Below are 17,381 nucleotides of genomic sequence, written 5' to 3'. Positions count from 1 at the left end.
GGGGTGATGGCGCAGCTGGTGGATTGGGACTTGGCCGCGACGACCGCGCGCAGGCTGCGCCGGGCGGGCCCGCGAGTGACCTATGACGAGGCCGCCGAGGTGGTGGCGGAGCTGCGGCGGCTCACCGACGAAGCGGCCACGCTGGTCGCCGACTACACCGGGCTGCGGGCGCAGGTCGATCACCCACCGGTGCGGGTGGTGGACCGGGCCGACTGGGCTGGCGTCAACATCGCCGGCCTCCGAGAGGTGGTCACGCCGCTGGTGGGCCAGCTCACCGGGGGCGCCGCCGAGCAGAGCGGGGTGTTCAGCCTGGTCAGTGCCCGGGTGACCGGGGTGCAGGCCGGCACCGTGCTGGGTTATCTCTCTGGCAAGGTCCTCGGGCAGTATGAAGTCTTCACCGGCGACCCCGGGCAGCTGCTGCTGGTGGCCCCCAACATCGTGGAGGCGGAGCGCAAGCTCGGTGCCGACCCGCGCGACTTCCGGCTGTGGGTGTGCCTGCACGAGGTGACGCACCGGACCCAGTTCACGGCGGTGCCGTGGCTTCGCGGCTTCTTCCTCGCCGAGGTGCAGGAGTTCGTCGCCGCGTCGGACGCCGACGTGGTGCCGTTGGCCGACCGGCTCCGGGCCGGCATGTCCGCGGCGGCGGAGGCGATCCGGAATCCAGACAGCCGCGCCAGCATGCTGGACGTGGTGCAGACCCCCGGGCAACGGGCGGTGCTGGACCGGCTGACCGCGGTGATGACCTTGCTGGAGGGGCATGCCGAGGTGGTGATGGACGGGGTCGGCCCAGAGGTGATTCCGACCGTGGCCGAGATCCGGCGCCGGTTCAACCGGCGTCGCGAGGCGGCGAACCCGGTCGAGAAGCTGTTCCGGCGGCTGCTTGGAGTCGAGGTGAAGCTCCGGCAGTACGCCGAGGGGGCCCGGTTCGTGCGGGCGGTCGTGGATCAGGTGGGGATGGACGGCTTCAACCGGATCTACCAGTCGCCGGAGACGCTGCCGCTGCTCAGCGAGATCACCGAGCCGGACGCCTGGATCGCCCGGGTGCACGGCCCGGTCTCCGCCTGACTCGATACCGATGGCCGCACTCGACCCGGCGGTGGCCGCCCTCCGGGTCGCGGTCCGGGATGCCCTGACTATCGAAGCCGAAGCGGCTGCAGAAGCCGAAGCGGCCACCGAAGCCGCCGAGTCAGCGGTCGCTGGTCTCGCCGGCGGCGACTCGTTGCCCTTGGCGCTGGTGGCCTGTTCGGGCGGCGCCGATTCGTTGGCGTTGGCGGCGGCTGTGGCGTTCGTCGCCCCTCGGCACCGGTGGCGGGCCGGACTGCTCACCGTCGACCACGGTCTGCAGGACGGTTCCGGCGACCGCGCTGCCGCGGTGGCGCAGTGGGCCGCGACCGTCGGCCTGGCCCCGACCCGGGTGCTGCCGGTGCGGGTGGCCGGCCGGCCCGGTGGGCCGGAGGCGGCGGCCAGGCAGGCCCGGTATGCGGCGCTGGCGGAGGCCTCGCAGGTTGCCGGCGCCGCCGCGGTGCTGCTCGCCCACACAATGGACGACCAGGCGGAGACCGTGCTGTTGGCCCTCGCCCGGGGCGCCGGACCGCGCGGCCTGGCGGGCATGCCGGCCCGCCGGTACGCCGACCGGGTGGCGTGGCTGCGGCCGCTGTTGGGGCTCCGGCGGAGCCAGACTGTGGCCGCGTGTGCCGCGCAGGGCTTGGTGCCGTGGGACGACCCGCACAACACCGATCCGGCGTACGCCCGGGCCCGGGTCCGCGCCACCGGGCTGCCGGCGCTGGTGACGGCGTTGGGGGATCGGGTGGTGCCGAATCTGGCGCAGACCGCCCGGCAGCTCGCCGCCGACACCACGGTGCTGGATCAGCTCGCGGCCGACGCGCTGGCCGTCGCGCGTTCCGGGCCGGACGGGTTGTCGGTGGCGCGGCTGCGGGAGCAGCCGGACGCGGTGCGGACCCGGATGCTGCACGCGTGGGCGCGGCAGGCCGGAGTGCCGGGGTCGGCGCTGTCCCACCGGCACGTGGCCGCGCTGGACGCGTTGGTGACCGGTTGGCACGGGCAGGGCGCGGTGCATCTGCCCGGCGACCGGCGGGTGGTGCGGCGCGGCGGTGCGCTGCGCATGGCGCTGCCGCCGGCGATCGAGCCACCAGTTGATGATCCACTTGCCGGGTAGGGTTCGGGCATGACTCACCCCCGCAGTTCGGTGTACGCCCCACGAGGTGCCTGCGCCACCAGCCAACCGCTCGCCGCCGCCGCTGGCGCCCGGATTCTGGCCCGGGGCGGCAACGCGGTCGACGCCGCCATCGCGGCGGCCGCTGCGCTCACCGTGGTCCAGCCCGGCTCCAACGACATCGGCGGTGACCTGTTCGCGATCGTCTGGGACGGGCAGCGGTTGCACGGCCTCAACGCCTCCGGGCGGGCACCGGCCGCGCTCACCCGGGAGGCGCTGCTAGCCGCCGGTCCGGCCGCCGCCGCCACCGACGCGCACGGCGGTGCCCAGGCCGATGCCGGCGCGTACGGGGCGGTGCCGCCGCACGGTTGGGCGCCGGTGACCGTGCCGGGGGCGCCGGCGGGTTGGCGGGATCTGCACGGGCGGTTCGGGCAGTTGCCGTTCGCGGAGCTGTTCCAGGACGCCGTCAGCTACGCCGAGCAGGGGTATCCGGTTTCGCCGCGGGTCGCGGCGAGCTGGCAGCAGGGGGTGGCCCGGTACCGGCAGCTCGCCGGGCAGGGCCCGGAGTTCGCCGAGTGGGGTCGAGTCTGGACCATCGACGGCGAGGCGCCCCGGGCCGGAGCGCGGTGGCGGAATCCGGCCGGCGCCGGCACGCTGCGGCTGATCGCCGATAGCCGGGCGGAGGCGTTCTACCAGGGCGAGATCGCCGATGCGATGGTCGCCGCGGCGGCCGGGACCGGCGGCTACCTCGGCGCCGCTGACCTCGCCGAGCACACCTCCAGCTGGGTGGATCCGATCTCGGTGGAGTTCGCCGGGCACCGCGTCTGGGAGCTGCCCCCCAATGGCCAGGGCATCGCCGCGCTGCAGGCGCTGGGCATCCTGGGCCGGCTGGATCTGGCCGGCGCCGACGAGCAGGAGCGGTGGCACGCCGAGATCGAGGCGATCAAGCTCGGCTTCGCCGACGCCCACGCCTACGTCGCCGACCCGGACCGGGTGGCGGTGCCGGTCGCCGGGATGCTGGATCCGGCGTACCTGGCGCAGCGGGCGCGGTTGGTCGGCCCGAAGGCGGCCGACCCGCCGCCCGGCGATCCGGCCCGCGGCGGCACCGTCTACCTGTGCACCGCCGACGCCGACGGGCTCATGGTCAGCCTGATCCAGTCGAATTATCAGGGCTTCGGCTCGTACGTGGCGGTCCCCGGGTACGGCTTCGGCCTGCAGAACCGGGGGGCCGGATTCTCGCTGGACCCGCGGCACCCGAACGTGCTGGCCCCCGGCAAGCGACCGTTCCACACCATCATCCCGGGGTTCCTGACCCGCGCCGACGGCGCGCCGGTCGGCCCGTTCGGGGTGATGGGCGGGCACATGCAGCCGCAGGGTCACGTGCAGCTGGTGACCCGGACGCTGCTCGACGGGCTGGACCCGCAGTCGGCGTTGGCGGCACCGCGCTGGTATTGGCACGCCGGCCGGCGGGTCTACGCCGAGCCGACGACCGCCGCCGAGGTGCTCACCGGGCTCCGCCAACGTGATCACGATCTCGTTTCCGACGCCGGCGCCGCCTTCTTCGGTCACGGACAGGCGATCTGGCGGCTACCCGAGGGGGGCTACCAGGCCGGATCTGAACCGCGGGCGGACGGCTGCGCGATCGGCTGGTGAGCGCCCGTACTAGGGTTCGGACCATGCAGTCGCAGTCGCGCTGGTACGACGCGGACATTGAACGGGTCTTGATCACCGAGGAGGAGATCCGGGCCAAGACCGACGAGCTCGCCAAGCAGGTGGCCGACGACTTCGCCGGCATCGACCAGGTGGTCCTGGTGGGGGTGCTCAAGGGGGCGGCGATGTTCATGGCCGACTTCGCGCGGGCGCTGGGCCGGGTCGGTCCGGCGGTGGAGCTGGAGTTCATGGCCGCCTCCTCGTACGGTCAGGGCACCACCTCCTCCGGCGTGGTGCGGGTGCTCAAGGATCTCGACCGGGACATCGCCGGCAAACACGTGCTGGTGGTCGAGGACATCGTCGACTCCGGGCTGACGCTGAGCTGGCTACTGAAGTATCTGGCGAGCCGTTCGGCGGCGAGCGTGACCGTGGTGACGCTGTTCCGCAAGCCAGCGGCGATGCGGTCGGCGCCGCCGCTGAAGTACATCGGCTTCGACCTGCCGCCGGAGTTCGTGGTCGGCTACGGGCTGGACTTCGGCGAGCGGTACCGGGAGCTGCCGTACGTGGCGGTGCTCAAACCCGAGGTGTATGCGCGGGGGTGAGTGGCGAAGCTGTGAATCAGCTGTGCCGCGAGTGGGTTGAGGGGACCGTCGGCAGCCGATCCGACCGGTAACGGTGTACGGTCGAAGCCGGATCCTCGCCCTGGCGTGACCCGGTGAGGCGCGGCGCGGCGCGGTGGGGTGCTCAGGGCCGACGCGCGATCCCCGCGCTGCGGCAAGCGGACGAGGTCGATCAGGAGGGGTCGGGCGCGTAGCGCTCATACGACAACATGGAACGGACCCGTTTCTTCCGGCGGCCGGTGTTCTGGTTCATCCTCGTGGTGATCGGCGCCATCGTCGCGTTCATGTGGTTCACCGGCCGCGACTCGTACACCGAGGTGGATACCTCGGTGGCGCTGGAGCGGCTCGATCAGCCCGGCATCGAGAAGGTGCTGATCGAGGATCGGGAACAGACCATCCGGCTCGATCTCGCCGACCCAATGACGGTCGCCGGCGAGGAGACCACCGAGATCCAGGCGCAGTACCCAGCCGAGATCAGCGAACAGCTGTGGGACCGGGTCTCGGAGGCGCTGGCCGACGGTCGGGTGACCGAGTCGGTCGACACCGAGGTCACCCAGGACAGCCCCTGGTCGACAATGCTGCTGCTGCTGATCCCGGTGGCGATCATCCTGCTGCTCTTCCTGCTGTTCATGTCGCAGATGCAGGGCGGCGGGTCGCGGGTGCTCAACTTCGGCAAGTCCAAGGCGAAACAGATCACCAAGGACATGCCGAAGACCACCTTTGAAGACGTGGCCGGCTCCGACGAGGCCGTCCAGGAGCTGCACGAGATCAAGGACTTCCTCTCCGACCCGACCAAATATCAGGCGCTCGGGGCGAAGATCCCCAAGGGGGTGCTGCTGTTCGGGCCGCCCGGCACCGGCAAGACGCTGCTCGCCCGGGCGGTCGCCGGTGAGGCCGGGGTGCCGTTCTACTCGATCAGCGGCTCGGACTTCGTGGAGATGTTCGTCGGCGTCGGCGCCTCCCGGGTGCGGGACCTGTTCGAGCAGGCCAAGCAGAACGCGCCCGCGATCGTCTTCGTGGACGAGATCGACGCGGTCGGCCGGCACCGGGGCGCCGGCATGGGCGGCGGCCACGACGAGCGGGAACAGACCCTGAACCAGTTGCTGGTCGAGATGGACGGGTTCGACACCAAGGGCGGCGTGATCCTGATCGCCGCCACCAACCGGCCGGACATCCTCGACCCGGCGCTGCTGCGGCCGGGCCGGTTCGACCGGCAGATCGCCGTCGACGCCCCGGACATGGAGGGCCGCAAGGCGATCCTGCGGGTGCACGCGAAGGGCAAGCCGTTCGCGCCCGACGTCGACCTGGACGCGGTAGCCCGCCGGACTCCGGGCTTCTCCGGTGCCGACCTGGCGAACGTGATCAACGAGGCGGCGCTGCTGACCGCCCGGCACAGCAAGCGGGCGATCACCGACGAGTTCCTGGAGGAGTCGATCGACCGGGTGGTCGCCGGCCCGGAGCGAAAGACCCGGGCGATGAGCGACAACGAGAAGAAGATCACCGCGTATCACGAGTCGGGTCACGCGTTGGTGGCGTGGGCGTTGCCGGGCCTGGCGCCGGTGCACAAGGTGACGATCCTGCCCCGGGGCCGATCGCTCGGGCACACGCTGGTGCTGCCGACCGAAGACAAGTACACCCAGACCCGGGCGGAGATGATCGACACCCTGGCGTACGCGTTGGGTGGCCGGGCCGCCGAGGAGCTGGTCTTCCACGAGCCGACCACCGGAGCCGGCAACGACATCGAGAAGGCGACCCAGCTCGCCCGGTCGATGATCACCCAGTACGGCATGAGCGCGAAGCTCGGCGCGGTCAAGTACGGCAGCGGCAGCGGCGAACCCTTCCTGGGCCGCAACTACGGCCATGAGCGGGACTACTCCGACACCGTCGCCGCCGAGATCGACAAAGAGGTCCGGACCCTGATCGAGCTGGCCCACGACGAGGCGTGGGAGATCCTGGTCGAGTACCGGGACGTGCTCGACACCATGGTGCTGGAGCTGATGGAGAAAGAGACCATCTCCCAGCAGGACATGGAGCGGATCTGTAGCCGGGTGGTGAAGCGTAAGCCGATCCTGCCGTACAACGGATTCGGCAAGCGGAAACCGTCGACCGCCCCGCCGGTGTTGACCCCCGCGGAGCGGGCGGCGAAGGCCGAGGCGGCGCAGCGCAACGGTGGCGGACCGGAGGAGGCCGGGAGCGAGGACCGCACCCGGGTCACCACCCCGCCCGATCGCGCCGGCTCCGAGCAGGAGGAGCAGCCCTGAGCGAGCACCCCACCACCCCTCCCTACGGCGGCGGCTCCGCCACCGAACCTGACGACGATCTCACCGCCCCCGGCTTCGGCGGCGACGTGCTCGACCACCTGGCGGCCCGGCTGGTCAACGGCCGGCTCGCGGGCGGGCCGATCGAGGCGGCCGTGGATCTCCCACGGATCGAGAAGGCGGTCCGCGAGATCCTGATCGCGGTGGGCGAGGACCCGGACCGGGACGGGCTGGCGCTCACCCCGGCCCGGGTGGCCCGCGCCTACGCCGAGTTGTTCGCCGGCCTGCGGGTCGACCCGGCGTCGGTGATCACCACCAGCTTCGAGGCCGAGCACGACGAGCTGATCCTGGTCCGCGACATCGAGGTGATCAGCCTCTGCGAGCACCACCTGCTGCCGTTCCGCGGCAGCGCCCACGTCGGCTACATCCCGGGCGGCCATGGCCGGATCACCGGCCTGTCCAAGCTGGCCCGGCTGGTGGAGGTCTTCGCCCGGCGACCGCAGGTGCAGGAGCGGCTCACCTCCCAGGTGGCGGATCTGCTGCTGGCGCAGCTGGAGCCGCGCGGGGTGATCGTGGTGCTGGAGTGCGAGCACATGTGCATGGCGATGCGCGGCATCCAGAAGGCCGGCTCGAAGACGATCACCTCCGCGGTCCGGGGCATCTTCAACTCCGACGCCAAGAGCCGCTCCGAGGCGATGTCGCTGATCCTCGGCTCCGCCTAAGGCCTGCCTGCCGGCGGCGGCATCCCTACTGGACGACGAGCCAGAGCAGGACCAGGCCGAAGCAGGTGAGCAGCAGGGTGGCGCCGAGCAGTGCCACCGCCACCAGCGAGCCGGGGCGGCGTCGGCGGGGTAGCGGCGGTGCCGCGTTCAGCTGGGCGTCGCAGGCGTCGAGCAGGCCGTGGCTGTGGCGCAGCACCGGCAGCAACGAGAGCGGATCGTGGCCGATCGTCATCGCCGCGGCGGCCTGCTCAGCCGGCGCCGGGAGCAGTTGTGGCGCCGGCAACCCGGCCCGGACCGCCTCGCCGACCAGCCGGGCGCGTTGGAGCTCGATCCGTCGCCGCACCTGATCCAGCTCGGCGCGGGCGGCGCTGAGCGCGTAGCTCGGGTCGGCCGGGGCGTTCGCGGCGTCCCGGCGGATCGCGTCGAGTGACTGGGCGGCGGCTAGGTACTCCTCCCACGGGGTCGCGGTCGGGGTCGGGTCCGGGTCGACCTCCAGCTGGGTCATGACTGCTCTCCGCTCACTGGTCCGCCGCCGGCCCGCCACAGCCGGTGCCGCAGCCCGGCCAGAGCGACCCCATCCGCGTACGGGTCGGGGAAGCGGACGTGCTGTTCGTGCGCGCGGGTGGCGCCGCGGGGCCCACCCAGGCCGCTGGCCGTGTTGACTACTGCGGTGCCCTGCGCCAGCGCCGCCGCGGCCTGGTTGGCCGGGTCGAGCGCGGCCCCGCCGCCGGGCAGCGCGATCCGGACCCGGCACTGGGAGGTGATCGCGGCGGACGGCAGAGTGTGACTCGCCAGCACCAGGTGGATACCGTGCGCGCCGCCCTGCTGCGCCAGCGTGCCGAGTAGCTGGCCGGCCTCCGGCCCGAACTCCTCGTCGGCGAGCAGCGGCGCCAGGTCGTCGATCAGGCACACCACCCGCGGCAGCGCGCCACCGGCGGGGGCGGTCGCCTGCCGGCGGGTGAGCTCATCGGCGAGGCCGCGCAAAACCCCCACCCCGTCGGCGTGGTCGGGGCTGATGCCGACCGCCCGGGCGTGCGGGAGGTAGGACGGGTCGGTGGCGCGGGGCACGAAGTCGCTGAAGGAGCCGCGACCGGTGAAGTCGAGCAGGTAGAGCCGGAGCTGTTCGGGGCAGTACCGGCTGCACAATCCGTAGAGGACCGAGAGCAGCAGGGCGGTCTTGCCGGCGCCGGGCCGGCCGATGATCAGCCAGTGGGGGGTGATCTCGGCGAGCCGGAGCCGTACCGGCGCGTCGCCGGCGCGGCCGACGACCACCTCCAGCCCGGTGGTCGCGTCGCCGGCCCAGAGCCCGTCGGCGGGGAGGAGTTCGCCGAGGGTGAGCCGGGAGTGGTTGACCGCCAGCGAGGCGAGCTCCATACACACTCGATTGATCAGGGTGTTGGCGGGCGCCTCGTCCAGGTAGGCCGGTGCGGGCAGGCCGGGGGAGGCGGGCTGGCCGGGCGGCACCGGGCTGGCGTAGCAGCCGCCGGGCGGGTGGCCGATCAGGACGTGGGGGTTGTGCAGCGTCACCTGGGTGGCCTGGGCCAGCGGGCCGGGCACTGTGTCGCTCAGCAGCGGCGGCGGCGGCCAGCCGCCGACCAGCAGATGCAGCCGGGCGGCGGGGCCCGCCTGCGCGAGTGCGGCCAGCCGGGCCTGGTCCGCCGGTTCGGTCGTCTCCGGCCAGGCCGCGATCGCCAGCAGCAGCGTCCGATCGGGCCGGGACCGGGCGGCGCGGACCCACTGCTCGGCCTCGTCGAGCAGCGCCACCAGGCCGGGTCGGTCGGTGACCGGCGGCGGCATGATGCCGGCGTCGTGCAAGGGTTCGAAGGCGGCGAACCGGTCACCGGCCGGGTCGACCGCCCGCACCAGCAGCGAGCCGGGTGCGGCGGTGGCGAGCAGCCGCAGCAGCACCGCCCGGAGCGTGCCGGCGACCCGGGGGTCGCGGGCGTCGCCGTCGAAGGCGAGGTGGCCCAGCGGCGCCAGGACCGGGAAGCTGGCGTCGTCCAACGGGTACGCGGTGCCGATCCGGACCAGTTCGGGTTGGGTGGTGATGCCGAGCGGGGTACTCGCCGGCACCGCGTCGAGGGCCGCGCCGAGCCACCCGGGCGTCAGCAGAGCGGCGGCGACCCGGAGCCGTTCGGCGATCTCCCGGATGCTGCGTTCGTCGGTGGCGCCGCGCCGGGTGGGGCTGTGGCCGTCGAGCATGGCGCCGGCCGCCCCGGCGACCGCGGCCGCCTGGCGGTGCGTCGCCGCGGCCTGGTCGAGCCACGCCCGGATTTCGGCCATCGATCCCCCGCACCTCGCGCAGTCAGTTGTCGGAAGGGTAGCGCGGGAATACCGGCTGTCGGCGCCGCCGCTCCGAACCGTGTTCGGTTCCGGGCCGGCGGGCCGCCGTACCGGCTGATACTCAGGCTGGTAGGCCATCCGGATGCCTGAATTTCCACAGTAATCCGGGGCGAGTGAGCGTGTGGGGCGTCACTACCTGTTCCAATCTTGGCGTGCGCGTCCGATGATGTCCGCGTGGACTGGGGTACTGTGCCCGCCTGGGTGGGGGCGGTGGGGTCGCTGCTGGTCGCGTTCGTCATCGGCGGTGGGCTGTTGAATGAGATGCGGCAGCGGCGGGAGGCCGACGAGCGCGCGGCGGCGGAGCGGTTCGACCGGGCGGCGGCGCCGGCCCGGTTGGTGTCGGTCGGCGGCGGCATCGCCAAGACCCGCGGCGGCAAGGTCAGCGTTCGCAACGATGGCGACGCGCCGATCCGGAACATCGCCTACGCGGTGGTGACCCGCGGCGGGGACGGCGAGATCCGGCGGATCCCGGCCCGCTCCTCCAAGCCGCGGCAACCGTTCGTCGGGGCCCACTCCGAGCTGCGGGCCGACATCATCTCGTTGGAGGTGGTCGATCCGCGGTACTCGTCGATCGAGGTGGAGTTCACCGACAAGAACGGCCGGCGGTGGGCGCTGACCGAACGCGACGAGCTGCGGCAGGTGCATTACGAGCCGGAGCCTGACGGGGAGCCCTGGTGACCGCCGCGAGCTACTCGATCCGGACGGTGATCGGGGTGGCGCGTTCGACGGTCTGACTGACCGTGCACAGTCGGGTGTGGGATCGGGTCACCGCCTCCGGGAGGACCTCGCGGGCGGCGTCGCCGGCCTCACCGGCCGGGAACGAGACCCGAAAGACCACCTCGAGATCGGCGAGGTGGTTGCCGGCGTCGTCCCGCTCCTTGCGGGCGGTGATGCTCACCTCGAAGGACTCCGGTTCGGCCCGGCGGGCGGTGATCGCGGCGACATCCATGCCGGTGCAGCCGGCGATGCCGGCGAGAAGCAGCTCGACCGGTGAGAAGACATCGTCACCGGTGCCGAGCTCGACCGCCGCCCCGTGGGGGTTGGTGGCGACGAACCGGCCTTCCTCGGTGCGGCGGAGGGTCACCGACCGCAGTTTCTGATCACTCATCTGCCCACCTTGCCACGGCGCGGCGGCCGATGGGGCCGGCGGTTACGCCGGGTGGGCCGGGTAGGAGAACATGACGTCCACCGCCCAGTCGGTGAAGCCGAGCTTCCGGTAGAGCGCCATCGCCGCCTGATTCGAACCGTCTACATAGAGAAGAGCCTGGGGAAGGCCGCGGTCCCGCAGGTGCCGCAGCCCGGCCAGGGTCAGCGCCCTACCCAGGCCGGTGCCGTGCGCGGCCGGGTCCACCCCCAGCACATACACCTCGCCGATCGGTGCGCCGCCCGGCCCCTCGGCCGGATGCACCTTGGTCCAGTGGAAGCCCAGCAGCGCACCGGTGTCGGCGCGGACCGCCAGCAGGAAGCCGGCCGCCGAGAACCATGGTTCGGCCAGTCGGAGCCGCAGGTCGGTCTCCTGCCAGCGGCCCTGCTCCGGGTGGTCGGCGAAGGCGCGGGCGTTCAGCGCCAGCCAGGCCTGGTCGTCCTCGCCCGGCCGGTACGCCCGCAGCACCACCCCGGGTGGCAACTCGGGCTCGGGCAGCGGGGTGTCCAGCGGCCGGCGGAGCTGATGCAGCACCCGGCTGCGGGCGAAGCCGAGCGACTCGGCGAGCCGGTTGGCGCCGGGGTGGTCGCCGTGCGCCCAGATCCGCAGCCGGCCGGCGGGGTCGTGGTCGCCGGCGAGCTTCAGCGCACTGGTCGCCAACGCCCGGCCCGCGCCGGCACCGCGGGCGGCGGGATGCACCACCAGCTCGGCGGTGGGCCCCGCCGGGTCACCGAGGTCGAGGTACCCGTAGCCGATCAGTCGCCCTGGCTGGTCACGGAGGAGCATGTGGACTCCGCCGCCGCCGTGGCGGACCCGCAGCAGAGTCTGCTCGGCGAGCGGCGCGACGCCGTCGGTGGCTGCGGCGGCCTCCGCCAGCGCGACCACCTCGGTCGCGGTCGGCGGGTCCAGCTGATCGAGCTGTTGCACTATCCGGGCTGGTTGGCGGACTCGAGCGCGGCGCGCTCGTCGCTGCCGACCTCATCGGCGGTGGCGGTGGCCGCCTCGGGCAGTGGCCGGGTCGGCGGCAGGACGAACTTGTAGCCCACCTGCCGGACGGTGCCGATCATCGACTCATACTCGGCGCCGAGCTTGGCGCGGAGTCGCCGCACATGCACGTCCACGGTCCGGGTGCCGCCGAAGTAGTCGTACCCCCAGACCTCTCGCAGCAGCTGGTCGCGGGTGAAGACCCGGCCGGGGTGCTGCGCCAGGAACCGGAGCAGCTCGAACTCCTTGTAGGTGAGGTCGAGCGGGTGGCCCCGCAGCTTCGCCGCGTAGGTGTCCGGGTCGATGGTGAGCTCACCGGCGCGGATCAACCCGCTCGCGCCGGCGACGGCGCTGGAGTGGCGGCCGGTGACCAGCCGCAGCCGGGCCTCCACCTCGGCGGGGCCGGCGGTGGTGAGCAGCACGTCGTCGATGCCCCAGTCGGCGTTGACGGTGATCAGGCCAGCTTCGGTGACGACCGCGAGCAGCGGCACGCCGAGCCCGGTGGCCTCCAGCACCCGGCAGGTGGCGCGGGCGTCGGCCAGCTCGCTGCGGGCGTCGACCAGCACGGCGTCGGCGCTGGGGCCGGCGACGAGGGCGCGAACGTCGCGGGGGGCGGTGCGGACCGAGTGGGGCAGTAGGTCAAGCGAGGGAAGCACACTGGCCGGCTCTCCGGCACGGTTGCTTACCAGCAACAGGATCTCCACGACGAACCTCCGAGGTGGGTCGGGTCCCCGGCGACGCTGGCAGGTTCCGGCTGCGCACTAGCTTAGCCGACCGGCCGGCCGGGCACCTCACGCAGGCGCGGTTCTGGCACCATCGGATCGTGCCGACAACCGCCGCTCCGGGCTCACCGGCCGGCCCCGCACCGGGGGCCGGCGCCGAACCGGCCGCGCCGGCGCCCGCCGACGAGGTGGTCGCGCCCGCGCCGCCCGGGGGCAAGCCCGCCCCGGTGACCCCGGTTGACCGGCTGTTCTCCGCCGCGCTCGCCGGCTTCGCCGGAGTGCTGGCGATCGGCCTGGTCTTCGGTGCCCAGACCGCCGGGGTGGGGGTGCTCCGGTTCCCGTACGCGGTGGTGGTCTTCGGGGTCCAGGCGCTCTTTGTGATCGCAGTCACGCTCGCGCTGCGGCCACCCGCTCCCGCGCCGCTGGTGTTGGTGGGGCTGGTGGTCTCGCTCGTCGCCGACATCGCGGCGGTGGCGCCCGGTGAGGCTGATATCACACCGCTGCTCTATCTGGCGGTGCTCGGGTTGGTGGCCGGGCTCGCCGCCCAGCTGTGCTTCCGGGAAGGGCGGCTCCGGCTGACCGAGTCGCTGACCTCGTCGTCCGTGGTGGTGCTGGGCGGGCTCGGCTACGCGAGCCTGATCGTGCTCACCCGGCTTCCGATCGGCACCCAGGCGCTCACCATCTGCCTGGTCGCCGCCGGCCTGGCGCTGGTGGTCAGCCGGTTGGCGGACACCGTGGCGCCCTGGCCGCGGCTGGCGCCGCAGGTGCCGCGGGGCGCCACCGGGGTGGTGCTGGGGGCGATGCTCGGCACCGCCGCCGCGGCGTATCTGGGCGGCTACATCCGCGGCTTCGACCCGGGCAACGCCGCGCTGATCGGGTTGCTGGCGGCGGTGGCGGCGGTGCTCGCCGACGTCTCGGTCGGCTACGCCGAGGCCGGTCGCCGCACCCCGGGCGCGCCGGCCACGCTGTGGGTGGCCCGGCAGCTACAGGGACCGCTCTGCGGGTTCGCGGTCGCCGCCCCGGTGGCGTACCTGTTGAGCGCGCTCTTCTTCGTCCCGCGTTACCTCTGAACTCAGGAGCCGCCATGCGCAGAGTGGTCTGGTTGGTGGTGGCGGGGCTGCTGCTGATCGGGGTGGTGGTCGCCGACCGGGTCGGCGAGTCGGTGGCGGAGTCGATCGTGGCCGACCAGATCGAGCAGGAGTTGGCGGCCAACGGGGTCTCGACCGACCCGCCCGAGACCAGCGTGGACCGCAACCCTTTCCTGACCCAGGTCTTCGCCGGCCGGTATCACTCGATCACGGTGCGGCTCCGCAACGTCGGCACCGCCGAGCTGGAGCTCGCCGAGGTGGACCTGGTGGCGACCGGGGTATCGGCCCCGCTGGGCACGTTGCTCTCCCGGGACGGGGAGATCGTCGCCGACCAGCTTGCGGGCACCACCACCATCGACTACGACGACCTGCTCGACCTGCCGGAACTCGCCGGGCTGGAGTTGGGTGGGCTGGACCTCAGCCGGTTGGAGCTCGCCGGCGGCGACGACGGCCAGCTGCAGGTGCGGGTCCCGGCCGAGCTCTTCTCGCTCGACCTGGTCCTGGCAGGCACGGCGGAGGTGACGGTGGCGAACGGGGCGGTGGCGCTGGCGGTGACCTCGCTGGAAGTGGCGGAGCCGGCGGACCTGCCGCCGGGCGCCGACGCGGTGCTCGACCAGACTGCGGAGCAGCTGTCGCTGGCGGTGCCGCTGCCGGCGCTGCCGTACGATCTGCGGCTCGACGAGGTGGCGGTGACCTCGGCGGGGCTGGCTGTCGTCGTCTCCGGCGAGCAGGTCACCCTCGCGCAGTTGCACGGCTAGCTTGAGCCCTTACTCTGGATTCGTCTACCGTCGATATACAGATCTCCGCTGCTGGGAACATGGGGGGTGGCCATATGCAGCCAGCGGCGCCGCTAGCGACCCGCGGGCCGGTGGTGGCGGTCCAGGTGCGAAACCCGCAGTTGCGGACCGAGCTACGAGAATTTCTCTCCCGCTGGTGGGGGGCAGGGGCGCCGCCAGTTGTGGTCGAGCCACCAGCTCCTCGAAGTAGACCCGCTCCGGTCGATGTCGTGGTGGTTGACGGGGCACCGTCGACAGTTGATCAGGAAGCGTCATCGGCCGTATCAGCGCGCCATGTGATCCTCATGGTCGAGGATCTGACCGACTTCGACCCCGCGTGCTGGGGGAATCAACGGGTCAGCGCAGCCGTACTCATGAGTGCGCCGCTCGAAGAGGTGGGTTGTGCGGTTGACATCGTGCGTCACGGCGGGTTGTGGGTTTCTCCGGGCGTGTTGAGCCGGCTGGCCTCCGCTGGCGATCGGTTACCCCAGCGGGTGCTGCCGCAGGAGGCTGACTGGCTCACGAGCCTGACGCCCCGGCAGCGTGATGTGTATGACCTTGCGCTCGCCGGACTATCCAATGAGGGCATATCAAGGCGGCTGCAGGTCGCCGCCACCACGGTCCGGACCCATATGCGGGCGATTCTACGGAAGGCGCAGTGTGCCAATCGGCGAGAGCTGCTGGTGAAGGCGGCTGGGCGTGCTGTCCCGAACTCCGAGGTTCAGCCGCAGGGATGATGAATCTGCCCCGGTGGATCCATACGATACTTAGCGTCGTGATTGTTCGGTGGGGGTGGTGGCGGCGATAGGGCGCCGCCACCACTAACCCCTCACCGCGCTCAGAAGCCAATAGGGAGGCTATCTGATGCAAGGCCGAGGTAGATACATAGTAACGAACCGCCGAACCGCTTTGGTTGCGAGCGGCGCCGCGTTGGCGTTGGCGGTCAGCGGCGCGCCGGCGGTCGCCGACGATGCGGCGGAACGGGATCCGATCCCGGTGGAGGAGATCCATGTTTCACAGGCAGGATTCGAGTTCTCCATCGACGCACGGACGCTGGAGGCCGAGGTCCACAGCGTCGCTGCGGAACACATCGTGCAGGACACCGAAGGTAACGTCCTGCGGACCGGGACGCTCGACGCATCGGTCGACCGGGGTCCGGTGAGCACCAGCTCAAACGGAACCCAACAGGTCGGTGACTACACCTGCGTTGTCGAGGGCAACCCGGACTCGTACTTCTTCCCGGTCGCGCCCTTCGATGTGAGCTTCGGCGGGAACTCAAACTTCACCAGCTACCTGTACCACCCCTATGTGCAGTGGTATGCGCGGGAGTTGGTCACCGGTGAGCTCACCGACCAGCTGGAGATCTGCTCGACCGGCGGCGGCGACGTCTGGAACAGCTGGCGGCAGAACTTCAACGGCACGACGATGACGATCGAGGAGGCCACGACCTATCGAATCGGCAACAACTGGGGTCAGGGGGTGGTGGAGAACAGCGGGTTGGTCTCCGCGACGCTCGGGTTCCAGGTGCAGGATCCACGCGTGCCGGTCGCGATCAACGGCTCGGTCACCGTCGAGCCCAGCACCGACACCTACACCGGCAATCTCGGCAACGAGCCTCGCTACCTCCTGGACTGGCCCGTCGAGTGGCAGGCCAATCGGGTGAACGCATTCTACGAGGCGCCGGACACCTTCATCTGGGATGGCTCCAACCATTTCCAGGGCAACGTAGCGCACGTCCTGTATGAATGGGTGTGGACCAACCCGCCGAACCTCAACTACTGGGGAGGGGCGACGATCCGGGCCCATTGCGGCGTCTCACTGGGTCTCTGCGACCCGTTCAACTGATCGAGTGACGATGAGCGAGCGGTAGCGCAGGAGGAGGTGCGACCGATGGCCCAGGGCGTCACCTCAACAGGGCGCGCTTGTCTCGTCGCCGGGTTGGCCGGGCTGCTGGCGGGTGCCTGCACCGACAGCAGCCCGGCTCCGGAGCCGACTACCCCGGCGACTGAGTTCCACCAGGACATCGGGGTGGCGGTCGACCTCGCCGACTACCCGCGCTACGAAGGGACTGATCTCTACCTGCTCGCCGGGCCGGACGTGCGGACACTCGATGTCTATCTGGTCGGGTTCGACCGGGAGGTGGAGCGGCTCACTCGGAGCGTGCCCGATTTGGGAGTCTCGTTCATGTCGGCGTCGGGTTCGCTCGTGGTGATGGCGGACGCCGCCACGGGCCGCGACGAGCTGACGGTGCTGGACGGGACCGCACGTCGGCCGCTGCCCGGAGAACCCCCCGGGAGCCGCGGGTTCTCACCCACCCTGAGCCCCGATGGGCTGCTGGTGTATGCGCGGCTAAGACCGGCGGGCGACACCGCGGACGACGCCACACCTTTCGAACTGGTCACGCGCGATGGGGTCGATGGTGATCCGACTGTGCAGCTGCGGAGCGAAGGGCCGGTGGCCGGGGTGTGGGGACCGGACGGCACGATCGTCGTCCGCAGCCACCCGGGTCGGGCGGACCCGGAGGCGGCTGTCGAGGTGATGCTACTCGACCCCGAGACCGGCGAGACCACCTTGCTGGAGCCCGAGCTCGACCAGGCGGCGACGCTGGTGAGCCACCCAGCGGCCAGGCAGGTGGTGATCGGCGACCCGGCCGGAGGTGAGGCAGGGCTCCTCGATGTCCGCACCGGCGAGTGGACCCCGTTGCCGTCCGGTTGGACCGGCCTCTGCTTCGACCCGTACGGGGAGCGCTTGTTGGTCGGGCGCGGCGGCGACCTGGCGCTGCTCGACCCGGCCGAACCGGATGGGCCGACCCTGATCGGCGAGACCCACGGTGGGTCAGTGGGCCGGTGTTCCTGGGTCGCGGGATGACGGTGGGAGCGGATGCGCGGCGGGTCTCCCAGA

General features: G+C 72.0%; 17 protein-coding genes. 12 read left to right on the top strand and 5 right to left on the bottom strand.

Features of this window, described 5'->3' with window-relative positions:
- The first annotated feature begins 6 nt into the window (after positions 1-6).
- The 6 genes from JQS43_RS24255 to folE all read left to right on the top strand — a co-directional run bounded on the left by JQS43_RS24255 (position 7) and on the right by folE (position 7,423).
- On the top strand, positions 7-1,065 hold the full coding sequence (locus JQS43_RS24255; RefSeq protein WP_239676674.1) for a zinc-dependent metalloprotease: 1,059 nt from the start codon (positions 7-9) through the stop codon (positions 1,063-1,065).
- A gap of 10 nt (positions 1,066-1,075) precedes the next feature.
- Complete coding sequence (gene tilS, locus JQS43_RS24250) at positions 1,076-2,176, top strand: tRNA lysidine(34) synthetase TilS (RefSeq protein ID WP_239676673.1); 1,101 nt, start codon at positions 1,076-1,078, stop codon at positions 2,174-2,176.
- A gap of 9 nt (positions 2,177-2,185) precedes the next feature.
- Positions 2,186-3,826: a gamma-glutamyltransferase family protein gene (locus JQS43_RS24245; protein ID WP_239676672.1), complete on the top strand. Its 1,641-nt coding sequence runs from the start codon at positions 2,186-2,188 to the stop codon at positions 3,824-3,826.
- A 23-nt stretch (positions 3,827-3,849) separates the two neighbouring features.
- A complete protein-coding gene (hpt, locus tag JQS43_RS24240; protein ID WP_239676671.1) occupies positions 3,850-4,425 on the top strand; it encodes a hypoxanthine phosphoribosyltransferase in 576 nt (191 codons plus the stop codon).
- 227 nt (positions 4,426-4,652) lie between these two features.
- Positions 4,653-6,704 (top strand): ATP-dependent zinc metalloprotease FtsH, encoded by a 2,052-nt coding sequence (ftsH, locus tag JQS43_RS24235; protein ID WP_239676670.1) that lies wholly within the window; start codon positions 4,653-4,655, stop codon positions 6,702-6,704.
- Positions 6,701-7,423 carry a GTP cyclohydrolase I FolE gene (gene folE, locus JQS43_RS24230; protein ID WP_420847719.1) on the top strand — a complete coding sequence of 241 codons (723 nt, stop codon included), beginning with the start codon at positions 6,701-6,703 and terminating at the stop codon, positions 7,421-7,423. Before ftsH ends, folE begins: the two co-directional genes overlap by 4 nt.
- 25 nt (positions 7,424-7,448) lie before the next feature.
- Here the strand turns inward: folE and JQS43_RS24225 are convergent, their stop codons facing one another.
- Both JQS43_RS24225 and JQS43_RS24220 read right to left on the bottom strand, forming a co-directional pair.
- On the bottom strand, positions 7,449-7,928 hold the full coding sequence (locus JQS43_RS24225) for a hypothetical protein (protein WP_239676668.1): 480 nt from the start codon (positions 7,926-7,928) through the stop codon (positions 7,449-7,451).
- On the bottom strand, positions 7,925-9,706 hold the full coding sequence (locus JQS43_RS24220) for an FtsK/SpoIIIE domain-containing protein (RefSeq protein ID WP_239676667.1): 1,782 nt from the start codon (positions 9,704-9,706) through the stop codon (positions 7,925-7,927). Before JQS43_RS24220 ends, JQS43_RS24225 begins: the two co-directional genes overlap by 4 nt.
- 234 nt (positions 9,707-9,940) lie before the next feature.
- On the opposite strand from JQS43_RS24220, the gene JQS43_RS24215 reads away from it, so the two are divergent.
- The gene (locus JQS43_RS24215) at positions 9,941-10,444 is read left to right on the top strand and encodes a hypothetical protein (protein WP_239676666.1); all 504 of its coding nucleotides are present in this window, start codon (positions 9,941-9,943) and stop codon (positions 10,442-10,444) included.
- A gap of 10 nt (positions 10,445-10,454) precedes the next feature.
- Here the strand turns inward: JQS43_RS24215 and JQS43_RS24210 are convergent, their stop codons facing one another.
- From JQS43_RS24210 to JQS43_RS24200, 3 genes are read right to left on the bottom strand one after another with little or no spacing between them, the layout of a single operon-like run.
- A complete protein-coding gene (locus JQS43_RS24210; RefSeq protein WP_239676665.1) occupies positions 10,455-10,874 on the bottom strand; it encodes an OsmC family protein in 420 nt (139 codons plus the stop codon).
- 42 nt (positions 10,875-10,916) lie between these two features.
- Positions 10,917-11,840 carry a mycothiol synthase gene (mshD, locus tag JQS43_RS24205; protein ID WP_239679560.1) on the bottom strand — a complete coding sequence of 308 codons (924 nt, stop codon included), beginning with the start codon at positions 11,838-11,840 and terminating at the stop codon, positions 10,917-10,919.
- A complete protein-coding gene (locus JQS43_RS24200) occupies positions 11,837-12,598 on the bottom strand; it encodes a winged helix-turn-helix transcriptional regulator (protein ID WP_239676664.1) in 762 nt (253 codons plus the stop codon). Before JQS43_RS24200 ends, mshD begins: the two co-directional genes overlap by 4 nt.
- 119 nt (positions 12,599-12,717) lie before the next feature.
- Here JQS43_RS24200 and JQS43_RS24195 point away from each other — a divergent pair, with 119 nt between their 5' ends.
- The 5 genes from JQS43_RS24195 (at position 12,718) to JQS43_RS24175 (ending at position 17,348) form a co-directional block, all read left to right on the top strand.
- Complete coding sequence (locus JQS43_RS24195; RefSeq protein ID WP_239676663.1) at positions 12,718-13,686, top strand: hypothetical protein; 969 nt, start codon at positions 12,718-12,720, stop codon at positions 13,684-13,686.
- Between the two features lie 14 nt (positions 13,687-13,700).
- Positions 13,701-14,462 (top strand): LmeA family phospholipid-binding protein, encoded by a 762-nt coding sequence (locus JQS43_RS24190; protein WP_239676662.1) that lies wholly within the window; start codon positions 13,701-13,703, stop codon positions 14,460-14,462.
- Between the two features lie 248 nt (positions 14,463-14,710).
- Complete coding sequence (locus JQS43_RS24185; RefSeq protein ID WP_239676661.1) at positions 14,711-15,217, top strand: helix-turn-helix transcriptional regulator; 507 nt, start codon at positions 14,711-14,713, stop codon at positions 15,215-15,217.
- Positions 15,218-15,389: 172 nt separating this feature from the next.
- Complete coding sequence (locus tag JQS43_RS24180) at positions 15,390-16,325, top strand: hypothetical protein (protein WP_239676660.1); 936 nt, start codon at positions 15,390-15,392, stop codon at positions 16,323-16,325.
- Between the two features lie 45 nt (positions 16,326-16,370).
- Complete coding sequence (locus JQS43_RS24175; protein WP_239676659.1) at positions 16,371-17,348, top strand: TolB family protein; 978 nt, start codon at positions 16,371-16,373, stop codon at positions 17,346-17,348.
- Positions 17,349-17,381 lie beyond the last annotated feature (33 nt).

The organism is Natronosporangium hydrolyticum (genome assembly GCF_016925615.1).
Taxonomy (GTDB): Bacteria; Actinomycetota; Actinomycetes; order Mycobacteriales; family Micromonosporaceae; genus Natronosporangium; species Natronosporangium hydrolyticum.
The sequence above is the reverse complement of the archived record's forward strand: the minus strand, read 5'-3'. Positions and strand labels throughout refer to the sequence as shown.